Below are 18,330 nucleotides of genomic sequence, written 5' to 3' on the forward strand. Positions count from 1 at the left end.
AATGACAACTACACATTTTAGCTTTTTAAATATTACGGTTATTTCAACAGAGCTTGCATTTACTCGCATCAGAATAAACGCTGTAGTTGATGTATGCAGTTCAAGCCAGATAAGAAAACCCACTCATTTAGCTGGTCCTATGGAGATATGCGGAGTCGTTGAAATACTTTGGTTTAAACCGACTAACTCAACGGTTTATCTCTTTGAAGTTAAGTGTGGTATTGCTTTGGTACAACAGCCTTGAACCCATTAAAAAACCCAGTATCAATGACGCAATACTGGGTGTTGTATAAACTCAATGCTCAAAGACTAATTTATCGCTTCGTGTAGCTCCTGATACATTAACTCACGCATCTTAAACTTCTGGATTTTACCTGTCACTGTCATGGGGTATTGATCGACAAATTTGATATAGCGCGGCACTTTGAAATAGGCAAATTTCTCAGTGAGAAAATGACGAATATCGTCTTCAGTAATATCGGCATTGGCGCGCACTTTAATCCATGCGCACACCTCCTCGCCATATTTGTCACTTTGAACGCCAAAGACGGCTGCGTCCTGCACATCTTTGTGGCTATAGAGCTTTTCTTCAATTTCACGAGGATAAATATTCTCGCCGCCGCGAATGATCATGTCTTTAATTCGGCCGACAATTTGTACGTAGCCAAGTTCATCCATTTGACCGATATCTCCTGAATGCAGCCAGCCTACACTGTCAATGGTTGCGGCAGTTTTCACCGGATCATTCCAGTAACCTTGCATAATGCAGTAACCTCGGCTGCACACTTCACCGGGTTGGCCAACAGCCACCACATCACCAAATTCATTGATGATTTTCACTTCAGTGTGCGGCAATGCACGACCAACTGTGAGCACTTGCTTTTCGATGGAAGAATCAATCTCAGTAATATGATTTAGCGGGCTGCACTCGGTTTGTCCGTAACCTATTAATACTTGTTTCATATACATTACATTTTGAACGCGGCGCATCACTTCTTCGGGGCAAGTGGCGCCCGCCATTACACCAGTGCGCAATGAACTAAGGTCAAACTCGTTAAATTGCGGATGCTCTAATTCAGCGATAAACATGGTCGGTACACCATGTAGTGCGGTACAACGCTCTTGTGCAGCCACGGTTAACGTAGTTAGCGGATCAAAAGACTCCCCCGGGTATACCGCTGCGGAGGCATTTATAATTGAACATAAACTGCCTAATACCATGCCAAAACAATGATATAGCGGCACAGGAATACACAATTTATCAGCCGGAGTAAGCTTCATCGCCTCAGCCACTAAATAAGCATTATTTAAAATATTATGATGCGATAATGTCGCGCCTTTGGGGCTGCCAGTAGTACCAGAGGTAAATTGAATATTAATCGAATCATGTGTACTAAGAGAGTCAGCAATGCTGGCCAACACATGTTGATCATCGGCGTTAACCTCCACCAGCAAATCATTAAAATTAAGCATACCAGGGGTTTTGTCTGTACCCATGCGGATAACAAATTCAAGTTTTGGCAGTGCGCGAGCGGATAAACGGCCCTGATTACTGCTCAATTCTGGCAATAACTCATTCAACATTTGTAGGTAATCGCTGGACTTAAACCTATCAGCACAAATCACGGCACGGCAACCAACATTGCTCAAGGAGTATTCCAGCTCTTCAGGTCGATAAGCGGGATTGATACACACCATAATGGCGCCAATTTTAGCGGTCGCAAATTGTGTTAAACACCACTCAATGTTGTTAGGCGACCAGATCCCTACTCTATCTCCTGCTTGAATGCCTAGCTGCAATAAACCTGTGGCGAGGGAGTCTATTTTTTCTTGATACTGGCGATAGTTCCAGCGGATATGTTGATGGTAAACAACAACAGCAAGATTATCTGGATAGATGTTAGCAATATCATCAAAATATTGACCAATGGTTTTATTGATAAGCGTTATTGAAGTATCACCATGGTATTCACTCAGAGTAAGAGGAAGTTGCGCTTGGTGTTGTTTGACCATTAAAGCCTCCGTGCATTTATTATTATAATGAATAATGTTATTCGTCTTATTCAAACTAACCAATGCATGGGGTCACTCACAAGTAAAAAAGGCGGGTATTAGACTAAAGATTAACGTAGACGAAAGGAATTTATGCACCCAAAAATCAATATTTCAAGAATCAAGAATCAAGAATCAAGAATCAATGTTGGCTGAGATTGACCGCTTAAGTTACCAGCTCAAGTTAACAGCTAAGATTAACCGCATGATTACATCGCATTTACGACTTGGACAATAAAAGGACACATTAAATAATCATAATAGCCTGTTTATAATAAAATTTTAATTTATTGCGGTCTTTTATTAAAAATCTAATAAACTGTGGTGCTTTATGATGTCGCAGTCGCTAAGTTTCCCCTAATAATAGCGAATTCACTGTCGATACAATCATGTTTAACCATTATGTCTTTGGCACATTAAAGCTTGTTGCTCGTTGCCAGATCTTAACCGTAATAATGTCTTTACATAACATGACTATCATAAACTTAAAAATAAAACTCACCACTATTCGTCTCTTATCAATAACAGGATTACATATGACACCGGCGGCAACATCACCAAGCCAACTAAACACTACCGCCATTTTACTCGTGTTAGCGCTAGGCACCTTTATTTTGGGATTATCTGAATTTTCGATGATGCCAATGCTGCCATTAATTAGCGAGACATTTGCCTCTACTCCATCTCAAAGCGGTTATGCTATTAGTGCTTATGCGATAGGGGTTGTTGTCGGTGCACCGATTTTGATGCTGACAACTGCCAATATGAAAAAACGTCATGCATTGGCGATATTTCTGACATTAATGTTTATCTCAAATGGCTTAAGTGCCATGGCCACTTCACTTGAACAGCTTATTGTATTTCGCTTTTTAAGCGGTCTACCTCACGGCGCTTATTTTGGTGCCGCGATTTTATTGGCTGCCGATATTGCCCCACAACATAAACGTGCCAGCTATATGTCTAAAGTGTTTATGGGCTTAACCATAGCGACCATTGTTGGGGTTCCAATTGTCACTTTAGTCGGCCAAAACTTAAGCTGGCGCTATTGTTTAGCAGGTGCATCTGCTCTCGCTTTAATCGCACTTGTGTGCGTCTATGTGGTAATTCCAAAAATAGAAAATAGCCAACCATCTAATTTAATTAATGAATTTAGCGTGTTGAAAAATAAATTGGTGTGGTCAATTTTAGGCATTGTGATTATTGGCTTTGGCGGTGTGTTTTGTATTTACACTTATATCGCCGACACCATCTTAGTGGTGACACAAACCCCAGCCTACACGATTTCAATTGCCATGGTGATGTTTGGTATTGGTTGTACCTTAGGTAACTACGTATTAGGCAAAGCGGCCGATCGCGCCGCCTTAAAAACCACAGGTATCGCATTAGTGTGTACGATTATATTTTCTGTTGCCTATGTCAGCGCCAGCCATAATATTTGGCTATTGTATGCGGTGATTTTCTTTATTGGTTGCAGTGTGGGTTTAGCCACATTAATTCAAACCTTACTGATGGACGTATCGCCAAATGGTCACGCCATGATAGGTGCATTAGTGCAATGTTCATTTAACACTGCCAATGCTATCGGCCCTTGGGTGGGCGGTATGTTTATCGCACAAGGTGCAATGCCTAACGAGACCGGTTATGTGGCGGCTGTGCTATTTGCCGGCGGTTTAATCATGTGGCTGTTAAGTTATCTGCAAATGAACAAGAAAAATACTCAACTGGAACAGTGTTCAGCATAAATTAACAACGCTTTCCATTTTATGGAAAGCGTTGTTAGCTTCAAACTAGGTGCCAATATTAACGTGTGTGAATTTTAGCAGGAAGTGACTGACGAGCTGCCGCACCGACTACCCAATCAAGTAATACGCCTTTACCTTGACGGGTTAGGTTAATTTCCAAATGGCCAGAAGTTTGTCCCATTAATACTTCATGGCCTCTGCTTGATAAGCATGAGATGCATTATAAAAATACCGCAACGGATAATGTTATGGTTTAGCTTGTAAGCAGCCTTCAAAACTTTCTCAATGCCCATAAAAGTAACTAGAGAAAAATGCACTATCTAGTTAAGGGGACAACTTTAAGAAAACCCATTGGTGAAATCATCTAGGGGTTATTTTTAAGCCATCTTTTATTAATAACACAATTATCTCGTTGACCTAAAAAATGATCAACGGTTCAAATAATGGCTGTCATTGATATACGTTACATTGAGATTTTTAATTTTTTTAAGCGTAAATATAAAATAAATACCTTAGCGGTGAAATATTTCACGGGTTCTGCCTGTCTATACTGATTACATTACCCCACTAGGAATAATAAAAATGACAATTCGTCGATATCAATTACTGTCAAAAATCTTTTTACTCTCTAGTCTTTCTATTCTATCAACGTCACTTTATGCATCAGAAAAAACCATGCAAGAAATCGTTGATGCTGTTAATGGCACACCTGATATGGCGAGTCGAGAAGCAGGTAAAAAAGTCAAACTGCGCAATCATGCTAAAGGATTCTGTACCTCTGGATATTTTGCACCTAACCCTAAATTAAATGATGAATTAGCGATTCCTTTCTTTGATCAACCAAAGATTAATGTCATCGCGCGTTTTTCAATGGGTGGCACAAATCCACACGCTTCAGATAAAACTGCCGGACGCTTTATGTCACTTAAAATTGATGGTGACAAAGAAAATCTCAATTTTGTCACCACAAACTCACCGGTATTTTTTGCTGGTAACCTAGATGATTTTTTTACTTTTCAAGTTAAAGTAAAACAAGGGCCTGAAGGCAAACAATGGTTAATCGATAACAAACCCGATGCCAAGGCATTTTTTGACTTCGTTAAACAGTTGCCACCCAGTGCCAGTTTTGCCAATAGCCCGTATTTCGGTGTTAATAGCTTCCTATTCACAACCAAAAATAACGACATAGTTCCTGGTCGTTGGATTTTTGAGCCTGCTGACGGCGTCGTCAATTTATCTCAAGCTCAACTTGCAGAGCTTCCAGATGACTTTTTAAAAGAAGAATTATTAACACGAATTAAACATCAACCCGCAGTCTGGAATTTATTCATTAAGCTTGCAGAAAAAGATGATGAAATTAATAACCCAACGGTACTTTGGCCTGAAGACAGACAGCGTTTATTAGTTGGCCAAGTTATCATTAACGGCGAAAGAGATAACGAATCAACGATCCAAACATGTGGCAATGGTATTTTTAACCCTGTGTTGTTACCAAAAGGGATTACACCGTCAGCGGATCCTATTTTAAATGCACGGACTCCGGCTTATATTGAATCGTTTATTAGACGTCAGTAATAGCCGCTGACCGACACAGCATGATCCATTACATCTTCAGCAGGATCATGCTGTGAGGTTAAGTCAGCCAGCGATATTTGCATTACGCTAAATGAAATCGTTATGGCTGCTCACTAGTAATTAACCTGCCTAGCTTATGAATTTGTTAACTAACAAGGATCTATAATGAGCCTAATTGTCTATGGCGTGCCACTTTCTCCTTATGTACGTAAACTGCGTTTATGTCTAGCCGAAAAACAGCTCGATTATCAGTTGGTCATTGTATTGCCCTTTGATCAACCGGCTTGGTTTAAAAAACTCAATCCTCTGGGGCGTATTCCAGCAATGAAGGATGGTGACTTAACCTTGGCTGATTCCAGCGTGATCTGCCAATACCTTGAAGATAAATATTGCGAGCTTACCCCTTTACTAGGACAAACCGTAGAGCAACATGCCAAGGTACGTTGGTTAGAAAAATATGCTGATTATGAGTTGGCACCACTGGTTACCTTTACCCTATTTCAACAGCGTATAATTAATCCCAGTATGGGCCATCTTTGCGATGAACCTTCGGTAATGTCAGCTTTAAATGAAAAACTCCCCATCCACTTTGATTACTTAGAACACACCTTAGGTAATGCTAAATTCTTTGTGGCAGACACCTTAAGCCTCGCCGATTTAGCGTTTGCTTCTCAAATGGTCAATATGGAGCACGCAGGAGAGCAACTAGATGCACAGCGTTGGCCGAATCTTTCAGCGCTTTATACGCGGATCAAGGCCAGAGCATCAATGGCGGATTTATTACAAGGTGAGCAAAAAATATTATCTTCATTAAAAAAAGCCACATCAAAGCAAGCGTCATTTGAAATCTAATCAATAAAGGTGTGATGACAACGCAATGAGTCATGCAAAAAATCTCCCTTGTACCGATGATTTTTAATGATATCAATTGATTATATTACGAAAAATAATCTGTAAACCTTCTTTGTCGACTAAATAATGGCAAGCGGTTTACCCAGTCTTTTGATTTTATCAATAGGCCGAACAACCAAGCATATTTGAATAAATGCTAAAATAGACAAAAACCTTATTCACATTGAGCTGAAACCTCAGTCGCTTCGTATTTAATAACAATCGTCATCACAAAGAGCACTATAATGTTTTCATTTTTAAAGCCAGATCCAGTAAAAAAATTGCGCAAAAGCTACGATGCAATACTAGAGCAAGCCATGCAAGCGCAGCGAAAAGGCGATATTAAAACCTACTCTTTACTGACGGCTGAATCGGAACAAATTTGGGCTAAAATAGTCAGCTTGGAAGCAGCGAGTAAATAATCCCATACTGAGCCAATACAATGAGTAAGAGATTAATGAAAGTCATCATTGTGGCTCGGGTAATATAGGTTCACTTGAATCCATGTAGGTTAAATAGTTTTGCCAAATATTATGAGTACGCTGCACCGTAAGTTGCAGCATACATCCTTGATACATAACCCCTCTTATTGTGCCATCTCGCCATAATTGGTATATCGCATGGCAATAAGACTCTCGATAAGTCAGCCAGTCTCTTTGCGATCGCTGGAGTGCTTCAAGCACTACAGGATCATCATGAAAAGTGTCACTAGCCTTAGCGATATATTCATCTAACCTAACTTGCGCCACTTCAAACTCCTGTCTTGCGCATTGATTAATATCAACCGTACTCATTGCTGCATCGCAATCGATATCATGTTCAGTTTCTTGTGCCCTGCTGGCACCACTTATGATTAACGTGAAGCTGAGTAACCCTACAGCCATATATGCCTTCATTGCCAACACTCCTGTGGTGTTTACCTTAATTCAACAATCATTTGTAGCATATTGATAGTGAGAATAATGCTATTGTATTAATTTTGCTAATAAGTGCTTTGTATCCATAAGGGATAATCACTAAAATCACTTTATCAGTCATCGCTAATCTAAGTTAGATAATAAGGATATTATATTTTGCCTCTTGATCAACTGCCGATCCATTTCGCCCAAAAAACTGATTTAGCTGATATCCATCAACTTGAAAAGACGATATTTGGTGAACCTTGTTACCCTGCCTTTTTCTTTAGACAAGCTTTTGATTGCTGGCCTAAAGGACTATTAGTTGCCAAACAGGATAGCTCATTATTAGGTTATTTATTATGGGTTGAGTCGAACGCTCAAGCTGGTGATGCTTGGATTTTATCATTGGCCGTTGCAACACAAGCTCGTGGTAAAGGAATTGCTCGTGGACTAATCAATCACGCTATCGCTACTGCCCGCGGTGAATCCAATGGGGCAATTAAACGTTTATTACTCACAGTTGCGCCTAACAATCTTGTCGCTTTGTCTTTATATCAATCAATGGAATTTATTATTCTGACTAACGAAAATGATTATTTTTCCCCTGGTGAAGCAAGGTTAATACTGGCGCTCAAATTGTAATTTAAGCCTGCGCCTAGCTAATCATCGCGCCGATAAATAATACCCTTGAAATAACCCTCAGTTAATTACTGATTATCGAGAATCATTAAGCTGACAAATAAGTAATTTGTGAACCACAGCCAACAATCAGCCATCATTTAACGCTATGCTGCATTATTCATCGCCAACGATATACACACTTATAACACTTTTGTAGTGGCACTATTGGCATTCGTTGTGGCGTATTAATGAGGAAGAATGGTATGTGGTGGCGAGTAACCATAATTAGTTTAGCTTACCTGTTATTAGGCGCGCATTTTTTACGTTTTGACCAGCACGTCTTAGCCATTATTGCCATGAGCTTACCATTACTCATGCTTATTCGGCATTCATTTACCCACACATTACTCAAGATAGGTTTACTGGTAAGCGTAGTATTTGTCTGGTCGGTCAGCGCATTTAATTTTATTGATATGCGCATTGCACTGCAACAACCTTGGTTAAGATTGGCCATTATTATGCTGTCTGTGATGGTATTTACTGTGTTTGCCGCCTTTTCAACTAACGGCCTCAATCAAAAATTGAGACGTTAGTTAATAAAAAATAAGCTTATTTTTTCGGTTTAATCCATTTATAAATAGTATCTTTACGGTACAGCAATAACGCCGCAAACAGCACAATATAAATACTCGGCTCAATAATTTCAGACTTTACCGACCAATAAAAATGGATAGGTGCCAAAATCGCAGCCAGATAAATCCAATTATGTAATGACTGCCAGCGCTTTCCCATGCGGCGTTTGATGCTATTAGGTGACGTTAGCGCCAGTAATAAAATGATTAGTAATGCCGCTGCGCCAACTAAAATATAAGGCCGCTTAATCACCTCTTCAAACAATAATCCCCACGCAAACAGTAAGTCTAAACTGATAAAAGCACTAATATGTAACAGTGCATAGGCACACACATATAAGCCCACCAAGCGGCGAGTTTGGATTAGCGCGGCTATCTTAAAACGTTTAGCGATAGGTGAAATAAGCAAAGTAGCTAACAAGCTATTAAGCGCTCCCATGCCCGTATAATGAATAATATACTGCACAGGATCGCCGCCCGCATTGTCAGTTAACACTAGCGCCACGAGATAAAAGGCTGGCAATAAAAAGCTAATATGTAACAACACCTTTAGCCAAAACAGCCCTCGAGCACTTATGCGCATTAGTAAAACTTCCTCAGGTCAATATTTTTATACAGGTCGGCGACTGAATCGCCATAACCATTGAACATTTGTGTCGGAATACGTTTCGCTGAGAAAAGGCCACCCTCCCCAATACTGCGCTCAGATGCTTGTGACCAACGTGGATGATCAACCTCTGGATTGACATTGGCATAAAAACCATACTCACTCGAAGCTAATTGATTCCAACTCGTTGGTGGCTGCTTATCCATCACGCGGATTCTCACTACTGATTTAATGCTCTTAAAACCGTATTTCCAAGGCACGACTAAGCGGATAGGCGCACCATTTTGTGGCGGCAAGGTTTTACCATATAAACCGACGGCTAAAAACGATAAGTCATTCATCGCCTCTGCAACCGTTAAGCCTTCAACATAGGGATAATGGATCCCACCACCCATTAAGCGACTCTTTTGTCCGGGCATTTGCTCCGGATCAAACAAGGTCTCAAAAGCAACGTGAGTCGCGTTACTTTGCACCCCAGCTTGTTTAAGTAAACTGGCTAACGAAAAGCCCACCCAAGGTATCACCATCGACCAAGCCTCAACACAGCGTAAACGATAAGTGCGCTCTTCAAGAGCGAAACGGGTCGTCAACTCATTAAGGTCTAAGGTAATCGGCTTATCAACCAAGCCATCAATGGTCAGTGTCCAAGGATCAACCTTAAAGTTTTGCCCATTGTCATAGGGATCGGATTTACTGGTACCAAATTCATAGAAGTTATTATGACGAGTCACTTTATCTTCTGGGGTTTTCGGATTGGATAACACAAACTTAGCGGGAGTTGTATATTGCAGACCTTGAGTCACAAAAGGATGTTGCGCTTTTTGCTCGCCAAATAAATCAAAAATACCTGCTTGAACTTGACCAGGCAAACTGGCTCCCAACGCTCCTAACCCAAGTGCTTTGATAATGTTACGGCGATCATTAAATACCGATTCGGGAGTCACTTGGTTATCAGGAATATGCCAAGCCGCACGTTGTTGTATGCCTTGAGTAAAGCGTTTTTTACCGGTCATAAATCACCTCAATAAAATATTTTTCGACAGCAAAGTATTACCATAATCTGCCATACTTATCTCAATAGACAGGTAAAAACCTATTTTTATTTCAGAATATGACTAAAAAAAACCAAAAGGCCGTCAACCTTTATCGATTGCCGAAATGGTGTCACTGCAAATGCTATACGAACCTATATAAGGGTTAGGTTTAAATTTAATCATTAACAATAATATTTGATTAAATCCTCAGTTTACCTCTTGCAGCGGATTATTAGCCGTGCGACCCTTAACCATTATTTTCTATCGGTTTTTGTTATGCCTTTTGCAGTGTCGTTAACTCCTCCTCAAATTGCAGCTTTGATTGCTGTCGCGTTTGTTGCCTTTCTCATTGGCGCCCTAATCAATCAACGATTAACTCGTAAACGATGGGAGCAACTTAAGCTTCAACATGAACAGCAAACGCTTCAACAACTCAATGAAGTCCAAATTGAAATGTCCAGATTACAAGATAATCTCGATGATAAAATTGATCACAGTAATCATCTGCAAAGTAAAATTGAAGATCTGATTGGCCAACTGTCTAGCGCAGAAACCAAAGCAGATCGGGTTAGTCTTGTTGAACAACAAATGGTTGATATTCAACATCGTTTAATGGAATCACAGCTCAATTTAGCGAAGTCTAATGCAGTGCAACAAACGATTCTGGTCAAAGCTGAAACTGAGCAAAAATCATTACAAGATAAAATAGCCTTACTCGAATCTGCTGAAGAACGCCTTAAACTGCAATTTGAAAACCTGGCAAATCGAATTTTCGAAGAACGCAGTGAAAACTTTAAACAACAAAATGTCTCGCAAATAGACGGTGTTATCGGGCCGCTGAAACAACAATTAGAAGGCTTTCGACGTCAAATTCAAGAGTCGTACACCTATGAGCAATCTGAGCGTAGCGCGTTAAAGCATCAATTAGACAATTTGCGCGATCTCAACTTAAAAATGAGCCAAGATGCCATTAACCTGACCAAAGCGCTTAAAGGTGACAACAAGCAGCAAGGTAATTGGGGCGAAGTGATTTTAGAACGCGTATTACAAGAAAGTGGTTTACGCGAAGGCCATGAGTATCAAACACAGCAAGATTTAAAAGACGATAATGGCAAGCGTTTTAAACCCGATGTTATCGTGCATTTGCCTGAGCAAAAAGACGTGGTAATTGATGCAAAAATGTCGCTGGTCAGCTATGAGCGTTACTTTAATAGCGAAGATAAAGACATTCGCGACCAGGCAATAAAAGAACATGCGTTATCAATTAGACAACATATTAAGGGTCTTGGCCAAAAAGATTATCATAAGCTGCATGGGCTGAAGAGTTTGGACTATGTGCTAATGTTCATTCCGATTGAGCCAGCATTTTTACTGGCCATTGAATATGATCCAAGCCTAGTTAACTTTGCCTTAGAGCAAAATATTATGCTGGTGAGTCCAACCAACTTATTAGTAGCTTTGCGCACCATCAACAATATATGGCGTTATGAGTACCAAAACCAAAATGCGCAAAATATCGCTAAACAAGCCAGTCGTATTTACGATAAATTATGCGGTTACCTTGAAGACATGGAAAAGCTTGGCCGGGCCTTAGACACTGCAGACAAAAGCTATCAAAGTGCCATGGCAAAATTATCCTCAGGTAAAGGCAATGTCATTAGACAAGCACATTACATGCAGCAATTAGGTGTCGATACCAGCAAGCAGTTAGATAAACAATTGCTCAACCGGGCACTAGATGAATCAGTCGAAAAACACACTAGTGATAGTGAATTGCAATAATAAGTAATAATTAATCTTTATTTAATCAATAAGACTAATAGTGATTTAACAACGTACAACGACTGTTTAGCAAAAGCATTAATCACCCATTCTTTTTAGGAAACAAATTACTGTGGCGGAGATCCTTATTTAAATGCGTAACACTTGGGCAAACATGTTAATGGCTAGCGCATTATTATTCAGTACATCATTGGCCTTTATAAGCCAAGCTAATGCGCTGACCTCACAACAGCAACGCTATCTTGATGCTCGTCAAGCACTGGATAAAAACCAGCTGGATAAGTATCAAGCATTACGCAAAAAATTAGCCGATTATCCATTAACGGTTTACCTCGACTACCACGCAACCATCGACAGCATAGTGCAGTCTCCAGGTAGCATAGCACTCAATGCTATCAACAAATTTGATACTACACCGCTGTACAATAATGCCCGTTATCGCTATCTGCTTAACGCAGGTAAAAAACAACGTTGGCAAGACTTTCTGGTGATATCACCAGACACGCCTAATGATATCCGTCTGCAATGTTATTACTACCAAGCACAACTTGATGCGGGTAATAAAGAGATGGCATACAAAGGTGTAGAACGCATATGGGTTTATGGCTATTCACGTCCTAAAGAATGTGATGCGGTGATTAATCAATGGACTAAAGCGGGCTATCGCACCCAAGAACTTATCTGGGCCCGCATGCTACTTAGTTTCGACGCTGGCCAATCCAGTTTACTCAACTATTTGTCTCAAAAAATCACCCAACATGATGACGAAGCCAAACTATTATTGTCAGTGTATCGCGACCCAAATAGCTTACGGCACATGAAAAAATTTGCCAGCTCAAAACCTATCATAGGTGATATTGTTGATGCCGGATTGCGTAAACTGGCCTACAAGGATTTACATCAAGCAATTAAACTGTATGTAAAATATCAAAAATTAGATCGATTCAGTGACTTTGGCGGACGCCAACTTAATCGCTATTTAGTTCGCCGAGCACTGATCAAGCAAGACGATAAATTAGTGTCACACATTGACACCATGTTGCCATTACTCAAGTCTGATGATTTATATGAAATGCGCTTACGCTGGGCCATTCGTCAACAGGACTTTACGACAGTAGAGAAGTATTTAGCCTTGTTAAGCGATCAAGGTAAAGCTGATCCTCGTTGGCAATATTGGCAAGCTAAGATGACCTCTAGCCATGACAAAACCCGTGCAACACAACTGCAGTTGACCTTAAGTGGCGAACGTAACTTTTACGGCTTTAATGCCGCAGAAGCGCTCGGTAAACCTTTGGCGATGAATGATAATAACTTAGCACCCAATCCAGAATTGCAAGCTAAGTTAAATCAAGATCCCGGCCTTGCTCGCGTGATTGAATTAATGGCTTTAGATAAGCAAATTGATGCTCGTAATGAGTGGTTGTATTTAATGCGCCGCCATAACAGTGACATGACGGCACAATACGGTTTGTTAGCCTTAAAAAACGGTTGGCATGCATTGAGCGTTGAATCAAGTATTCAAGGTAAGTTATGGGATTCACTGGCACTGCGCTTTCCGGAAGCGGCTAACGATGAGTTCGTTAACGCCAGTAAAAAATTCTCCGTTAATATTGATGAAATTCGTGCTATTTCTCGTCGCGAAAGTGCCTTTTATCTCTATGCAACCTCAGGTGTAGGAGCCAGAGGTTTAATGCAGTTAATGCCAGCTACGGCCAAACAAACGGCTAAAAGAAATAAAATCCCTTTTAATAACGTAAAAGACCTATACGACCCGAAAGTGAACATTATGCTGGGCAGTGCGTATTACAGTGAATTACTTAAACAATTTGATCAAAATAGAGTACTCGCAACTGCGGCTTATAATGCTGGCCCAGGCAGTGTTAAACGCTGGTTAAAAGACTCCAATGGTCGCCTAGATGTAATGAGCTTCATTGAAACAATTCCGTACACTGAAACTCGGGAATATGTTCAAGCAGTACTGAGCTATCGCATGATATTCCAACAGAATAAATCATCTAAAGACGGTATGTTTAGTCGTAAAGAGCTTAGCTATCGTTACTAGCAATGATAAATCGTGACCCGTTTTAGCTCTGGTTTGACGCAATAATCGCCATTCAATATTGGTGTATTTTGCTAACATGGGTTCACAAGATAACCTATGATATAGGTATTGTGCTGGCATCATAGGTGTTGAAGCGCTTGGTGGTGATTGATGCTAATCACAATGGTCATCTATCACCATTAACGCACAGTAATCATAAGCCCGAATGGCAAGGATAGTGATCAAATACTGAACGACAAACCGTAACCCACAATAAACCCTTTCGACAATAAACCAATAAGGGTTTATTGCAGACAAGTTGGAGTTTTCGTGTCGCAATCAAATATTCAAACATTACTCACTCAACTCAGCCAAGTTCTGCTCGGTAAGCCAGAGCAAATAAAACTTGCTGTCGCTTGTATTCTCGCCAAAGGCCATTTACTGATTGAAGACTTGCCCGGCATGGGTAAAACCAGTTTATCCCAGGGTATTGCCAACAGTTTAGGCATGAGTTACCAGCGTATTCAATTTACCAGTGACATGTTACCGGCTGATATTCTTGGTGTATCCATCTACAGTAAAGAGCAGCAACAGTTTATCTTTCACAAAGGCCCAGTGTTTAATCAAATGTTGTTGGCCGATGAAATTAACCGCGCTAGCCCGAAAACCCAAAGTGCTTTACTTGAAGCCATGGCAGAACAACAAATTACTATCGATGGCATAACCCATCAACTGAGCTCACCGTTTTTTGTTATTGCGACCCAAAACCCAGTTGATCAAGCCGGCACTTTCCCCTTACCAGAGTCGCAACTTGATCGATTTATGATGCGAATTTCCATCGGCTACCCTAGCGCAGAAGCGGAATTAGCCATGTTAAAATCGCGCACTCAAGCGAATAAACCGGCTTCATTATCACAATGCTTAACCCCGCAAGAGCTAATGCTACTGCAACAACAAGTGGCGCAAGTGTCGGCATCTGATGCGGTACTAAATTACTTAATTGCCTTAGTCGATTTTTCTCGGCAACACAATACCGCTAACGGTTTATCGCCACGCGCCAGTATTGCTCTACTTCAAGCAGCCAAAGCATGGGCTTTTATCAATCAACGCCAGTACGTAGTCCCTGAAGATATTCAAGCGGTATTTGCCTCAGTAGCAGAACATCGCATTCGCAGCAGTAGTCAATTTCAAGGCGAAGCGTTGTCTGACACTATCCTCGCTAGTGTTAACCCAATACGTTAACGGCGCAGATATCCATGGCTAAATCGACGACAGCAAAAAAGCACTCTTCGCCAACCTATGCCAATGGTGCTATCAAGCCGTCACGGTTGCGTCGTTTAATTCCAGCATCGTTAACCCAGCGCTGGTCAAGGTGGATAAGTAAACGCCTACCAGCACAAAAGCAAATTACCCTCAGCCACAAAGGTATTTTTATTCTTCCCAGTGGTTTTGGCTTGGTGTGGATTGGACTCATTGTTTTACTGTATTTATTTGGCACCAATTATCAAAATAACTTGGTGATTGGCTTAAGCTTATTACTCGCCAGTGTGTTTCATACCTGCATCATATACAGCTATAAAAACCTTGCAGGGTTAACCTTTAATCCAGTCACGCCGCCACAATGCTATGCTGGCGACAGCATGCCATTTCCCATCATGTTAACTGGTCATACTCGGCAGAAAAATCCCGATACCACCCACCAGCAAATTTGTTTGCAATTTAGCTATCAGCGCCATGTCCGCGTCAAACAAATGCACGAGCAAACTATTGCTATCGTGCCATTTGAAGGGGCTAAGCGTGGTCAATTAACCCCTGGGCGGATCAAAGTCTCATCCTATTTTCCGTTAGGATTATGCTGTGCATGGTCCTATGTAGACTTAAATATTCATCATGTTATTTTCGCTAAACCAGAAATGTGTGACATTGAGCTTGCAAGCCACATAAGTGACAATGATAGCCAATATGAGCACGGTAAATTACGCCCAGGGGTTGATGACTACAAAGGCTTACGCACTTATATTCCGGGGGAATCACTCAAACAAGTGGCATGGAAACAATGGGCCCAAGACAAAGGCATGTTATCCAAAGAGTTTGCAGAGCCTGAAGGATTACCCGTTTGGTTAACCTTGGCCAACACATCGGGCAATAACATTGAACACAAACTGAGTAAGTTAGCTTGGCAAGTTGATAAACTCAGCCAAACCAAGCAAGTATTTGGCTTAATTCTGGATGAGCATATTATCAGCCAGCAAACAGGCGAAGCACACCGAGTGGCTTGCCAAACCATGATTGCAACTTATCGTTTACCCGCCAATATGAACCCAGATTTTAGCCCAAGCGATGTGACTTCCTCAACGGTAGGTAAATCACTATGACCGATAACTTTGATGCCATTATTAGTCGCAATACCTTGTTTTGGCTTTTGGTCACTAATGTCGCCATCCTTAGCCCCTTGTATCAACAAGCCACCTTATGGAGCATCGGCATCTGTGCGATTTGCTTTGTTTGGCGAGTAGGCATTTTTCTCGGTAAAGTCGCTGCGCCGCCTAAATTACTGGTAACTTCTTTGGCGATTGGCGCCGCGATAACCCTTGCTTTAGTGTCATCTGAAATCGGTTTGCTCAATGCCTTGGTTAACTTATTAATTTTAGGTTACGCATTAAAATACATCGAAATGCGCCAACTAAGAGATGTAAAAGCGATTGTATTAGTAGGGTATTTCCTTATTGGGCTCACCTTGCTTGATCAACAAAGCATGCTTGATACCTTGCACTTATTGGCCGTTGCGGTGCTCAATACCGGTGTGTTAATCAGTGTTTATCAAGACAAATCCAACAAAGCGGCTAACCTCAGTTTTAGTCTAAAAATCATCTTACAAAGCCTACCATTAGCCATATTACTGTTTGTGGTGTTCCCAAGGCTCGGGCCTTTATGGTTAGTGCCCAATATGAAAACCGCCAAAACTGGATTATCCGATGAAGTCTCCTTTGGTGACATAAGTAAGCTCACTCGTTCAGCAGAATTAGCCTTTCGCGTCGGTTTTGACAACCCAGATGGCAGTACCCTAGGACCAGCAAACCAAGACTTATATTGGCGCACCTTAGTGATGGAAAATTACGATGGTAAAACATGGCGCCAAGACCCAAGCATCAAACAAATTCAACAGCAGGCATATTTTAAAAAACCCGATCGCCAAGCCCCTGCTGCCAACAGCAATAATAGCAAAATCGATTATGTGGTGATTAGCGAACCCAGTCATCAAAAATGGTTGTATGGCTTAGATGAAGCGTTTAGCAATAATGATCAAGTGGTTGAATTAGCGGATTATCGTTTGTATTCACTCAGGCCTGTCGATCAGCGCATGAGTTATCGAGTGACCTCATATCCCGATCAGATTATGGATAAAAAACTCGATCGCAATACCAAACAGCTAAACCTTGAATTACCGCCCAACAGCAACCCAAAAACCCTTGAGCTTGGTTTACAATTTGCCAAAGATTATCCGGATCCACAGACGCGCATTAATGCGATGATGAATTATTTTGCTGAGCAGGCCTACTATTACACTTTAAGTCCGCCGAGTGTTGGTGAGCAGCAAATTGATGACTTTTTATTTGAAAACCGTGCCGGATTTTGTGCTCACTACGCCTCAGCGCTGGTGTTTATGGCTCGCGCCAGCGGCATACCAACGCGGATGGTTACCGGTTATCAGGGCGGAGAATACAATGCCAAAGCGGGCTATTACAGTGTGTATCAATACATGGCGCATGCTTGGACCGAAGTGTGGTTAGAAGGCCAAGGTTGGCAACGTTTTGATCCTACCGCAATGATTGCCCCACAACGGATACTCGATGGCTTTGATGCCACCTTTGACAGCCAAAGCAGCTACTTACAAGACAGCCCGTTTAGCACGCTGCACATGAAGCAATACCCATGGTTAAATGAATTACGCCAACAGTTTGCCAGTGTCGATTATTACTGGAGCGTGTGGGTATTAGGTTTCGATGAACAACGAAAACAACAGGTATTAGCCAAGCTATTGGGGGATGTCAGCAGCACTAAGATCGCCTTATTGATGATGTTTAGTTTTATCATTATCGCGCTGGTTATTGCTTATTATGCTGGGTTATTTAGTACCGATCGCCAACAAGATCCACTCAATAAACGCTATCAGATCATTTGCCAACGCTTAGCCAAAAAAGGCATCGCCCGCCAACAAGGCCAAGCACCATCCGATTACGCTGCGGCAGTCAGTGCACATTTAGGTGCCCTTACCCCTCAAGTGGCAGCGGACTTTACGGCCTTGAGCAGTGCCTATGTAGCTCTTAAATATCAACCACTGACAGCGTCGCAAATCCAGCAACAACAGCAACATTTTAGCCAGTTATATCGTCGCTTACGCCTGCGACTCTTTCGCAACTGATCTTGTGCACTACAGCAGCAATCATCCTGAT

16 protein-coding genes are annotated in these 18,330 nt (G+C 41.3%); 11 read left to right on the top strand and 5 right to left on the bottom strand.

From position 1 onward, the window contains the following. Window positions 1–309: 309 nt before the first annotated feature. Entirely contained in the window at window positions 310–2,013 is a 1,704-nt protein-coding gene (locus GW828_RS10205; RefSeq protein WP_182742855.1) for an AMP-binding protein, read from the bottom strand. Between the two features lie 575 nt (window positions 2,014–2,588). Here GW828_RS10205 and GW828_RS10210 point away from each other — a divergent pair. Continuing rightward, window positions 2,589–3,794 carry an MFS transporter gene (locus tag GW828_RS10210; RefSeq protein WP_124016471.1) on the top strand — a complete coding sequence of 402 codons (1,206 nt, stop codon included), beginning with the start codon at window positions 2,589–2,591 and terminating at the stop codon, window positions 3,792–3,794. Window positions 3,795–3,852: 58 nt separating this feature from the next. Here the strand turns inward: GW828_RS10210 and GW828_RS10215 are convergent, their stop codons facing one another. Beyond that, window positions 3,853–3,975 (bottom strand): hypothetical protein, encoded by a 123-nt coding sequence (locus GW828_RS10215; protein WP_259396271.1) that lies wholly within the window; start codon window positions 3,973–3,975, stop codon window positions 3,853–3,855. A gap of 401 nt (window positions 3,976–4,376) precedes the next feature. On the opposite strand from GW828_RS10215, the gene GW828_RS10220 reads away from it, so the two are divergent. The 3 genes from GW828_RS10220 to GW828_RS10230 all read left to right on the top strand — a co-directional run bounded on the left by GW828_RS10220 (window position 4,377) and on the right by GW828_RS10230 (window position 6,682). Beyond that, window positions 4,377–5,369, top strand: coding sequence for a catalase family peroxidase (locus GW828_RS10220; protein WP_273057433.1), 993 nt, complete (start codon window positions 4,377–4,379; stop codon window positions 5,367–5,369). A gap of 165 nt (window positions 5,370–5,534) precedes the next feature. Continuing rightward, entirely contained in the window at window positions 5,535–6,221 is a 687-nt protein-coding gene (locus tag GW828_RS10225; protein WP_273057435.1) for a glutathione S-transferase family protein, read from the top strand. Window positions 6,222–6,505: 284 nt separating this feature from the next. Then, window positions 6,506–6,682 (top strand): DUF6435 family protein, encoded by a 177-nt coding sequence (locus tag GW828_RS10230; RefSeq protein WP_182696992.1) that lies wholly within the window; start codon window positions 6,506–6,508, stop codon window positions 6,680–6,682. A gap of 45 nt (window positions 6,683–6,727) precedes the next feature. Here GW828_RS10230 and GW828_RS10235 read toward each other — a convergent pair whose 3' ends face one another. Continuing rightward, window positions 6,728–7,156 (bottom strand): lysozyme inhibitor LprI family protein, encoded by a 429-nt coding sequence (locus tag GW828_RS10235; protein ID WP_273057438.1) that lies wholly within the window; start codon window positions 7,154–7,156, stop codon window positions 6,728–6,730. Window positions 7,157–7,333: 177 nt separating this feature from the next. On the opposite strand from GW828_RS10235, the gene GW828_RS10240 reads away from it, so the two are divergent. After that, window positions 7,334–7,801 (top strand): GNAT family N-acetyltransferase, encoded by a 468-nt coding sequence (locus tag GW828_RS10240; RefSeq protein WP_259396722.1) that lies wholly within the window; start codon window positions 7,334–7,336, stop codon window positions 7,799–7,801. 242 nt (window positions 7,802–8,043) lie between these two features. Further along, the gene (locus GW828_RS10245; RefSeq protein ID WP_124016467.1) at window positions 8,044–8,373 is read left to right on the top strand and encodes a hypothetical protein; all 330 of its coding nucleotides are present in this window, start codon (window positions 8,044–8,046) and stop codon (window positions 8,371–8,373) included. A gap of 16 nt (window positions 8,374–8,389) precedes the next feature. On the opposite strand, the gene msrQ is transcribed toward GW828_RS10245, so the two are convergent. Then, entirely contained in the window at window positions 8,390–8,995 is a 606-nt protein-coding gene (gene msrQ / locus GW828_RS10250) for a protein-methionine-sulfoxide reductase heme-binding subunit MsrQ (RefSeq protein ID WP_182722157.1), read from the bottom strand. Next, window positions 8,995–10,032, bottom strand: a complete 1,038-nt coding sequence (gene msrP, locus GW828_RS10255; RefSeq protein ID WP_182743135.1) for a protein-methionine-sulfoxide reductase catalytic subunit MsrP — start codon at window positions 10,030–10,032, stop codon at window positions 8,995–8,997. Before msrP ends, msrQ begins: the two co-directional genes overlap by 1 nt. Before the next feature lie 297 nt (window positions 10,033–10,329). Here msrP and rmuC point away from each other — a divergent pair, with 297 nt between their 5' ends. From rmuC to GW828_RS10280, 5 genes are all read left to right on the top strand, one after another. Then, window positions 10,330–11,835, top strand: coding sequence for a DNA recombination protein RmuC (rmuC, locus tag GW828_RS10260; protein WP_273057444.1), 1,506 nt, complete (start codon window positions 10,330–10,332; stop codon window positions 11,833–11,835). A 133-nt stretch (window positions 11,836–11,968) separates the two neighbouring features. Continuing rightward, on the top strand, window positions 11,969–13,897 hold the full coding sequence (locus tag GW828_RS10265; RefSeq protein ID WP_273057446.1) for a transglycosylase SLT domain-containing protein: 1,929 nt from the start codon (window positions 11,969–11,971) through the stop codon (window positions 13,895–13,897). Window positions 13,898–14,206: 309 nt separating this feature from the next. Next, window positions 14,207–15,118 carry an AAA family ATPase gene (locus tag GW828_RS10270; protein WP_124016462.1) on the top strand — a complete coding sequence of 304 codons (912 nt, stop codon included), beginning with the start codon at window positions 14,207–14,209 and terminating at the stop codon, window positions 15,116–15,118. A 14-nt stretch (window positions 15,119–15,132) separates the two neighbouring features. Beyond that, window positions 15,133–16,251, top strand: coding sequence for a DUF58 domain-containing protein (locus GW828_RS10275; RefSeq protein ID WP_182742658.1), 1,119 nt, complete (start codon window positions 15,133–15,135; stop codon window positions 16,249–16,251). Further along, on the top strand, window positions 16,248–18,299 hold the full coding sequence (locus tag GW828_RS10280; RefSeq protein WP_182742657.1) for a transglutaminase TgpA family protein: 2,052 nt from the start codon (window positions 16,248–16,250) through the stop codon (window positions 18,297–18,299). The genes GW828_RS10275 and GW828_RS10280 overlap by 4 nt, the downstream gene beginning before the upstream one ends. Window positions 18,300–18,330 lie beyond the last annotated feature (31 nt).

The organism is Shewanella vesiculosa (assembly GCF_009994065.1).
GTDB classification, from domain to species: Bacteria; Pseudomonadota; Gammaproteobacteria; order Enterobacterales; family Shewanellaceae; genus Shewanella; species Shewanella vesiculosa.

Coding starts and splice junctions, on each gene's coding strand:
- GW828_RS10230 (WP_182696992.1), top strand. CDS start 6,506: ATGTTTTCATTTTTAAAGCCAGATCCAGTAAAAAAATTGCGCAAAAGC.
- GW828_RS10205 (WP_182742855.1), bottom strand. CDS start 2,013: ATGGTCAAACAACACCAAGCGCAACTTCCTCTTACTCTGAGTGAATAC.
- GW828_RS10225 (WP_273057435.1), top strand. CDS start 5,535: ATGAGCCTAATTGTCTATGGCGTGCCACTTTCTCCTTATGTACGTAAA.
- GW828_RS10220 (WP_273057433.1), top strand. CDS start 4,377: ATGACAATTCGTCGATATCAATTACTGTCAAAAATCTTTTTACTCTCT.
- GW828_RS10265 (WP_273057446.1), top strand. CDS start 11,969: ATGCGTAACACTTGGGCAAACATGTTAATGGCTAGCGCATTATTATTC.
- GW828_RS10235 (WP_273057438.1), bottom strand. CDS start 7,156: ATGAAGGCATATATGGCTGTAGGGTTACTCAGCTTCACGTTAATCATA.
- GW828_RS10275 (WP_182742658.1), top strand. CDS start 15,133: ATGGCTAAATCGACGACAGCAAAAAAGCACTCTTCGCCAACCTATGCC.
- msrP (WP_182743135.1), bottom strand. CDS start 10,032: ATGACCGGTAAAAAACGCTTTACTCAAGGCATACAACAACGTGCGGCT.
- GW828_RS10210 (WP_124016471.1), top strand. CDS start 2,589: ATGACACCGGCGGCAACATCACCAAGCCAACTAAACACTACCGCCATT.
- GW828_RS10245 (WP_124016467.1), top strand. CDS start 8,044: ATGTGGTGGCGAGTAACCATAATTAGTTTAGCTTACCTGTTATTAGGC.
- GW828_RS10215 (WP_259396271.1), bottom strand. CDS start 3,975: ATGGGACAAACTTCTGGCCATTTGGAAATTAACCTAACCCGTCAAGGT.
- msrQ (WP_182722157.1), bottom strand. CDS start 8,995: ATGCGCATAAGTGCTCGAGGGCTGTTTTGGCTAAAGGTGTTGTTACAT.
- GW828_RS10280 (WP_182742657.1), top strand. CDS start 16,248: ATGACCGATAACTTTGATGCCATTATTAGTCGCAATACCTTGTTTTGG.
- rmuC (WP_273057444.1), top strand. CDS start 10,330: ATGCCTTTTGCAGTGTCGTTAACTCCTCCTCAAATTGCAGCTTTGATT.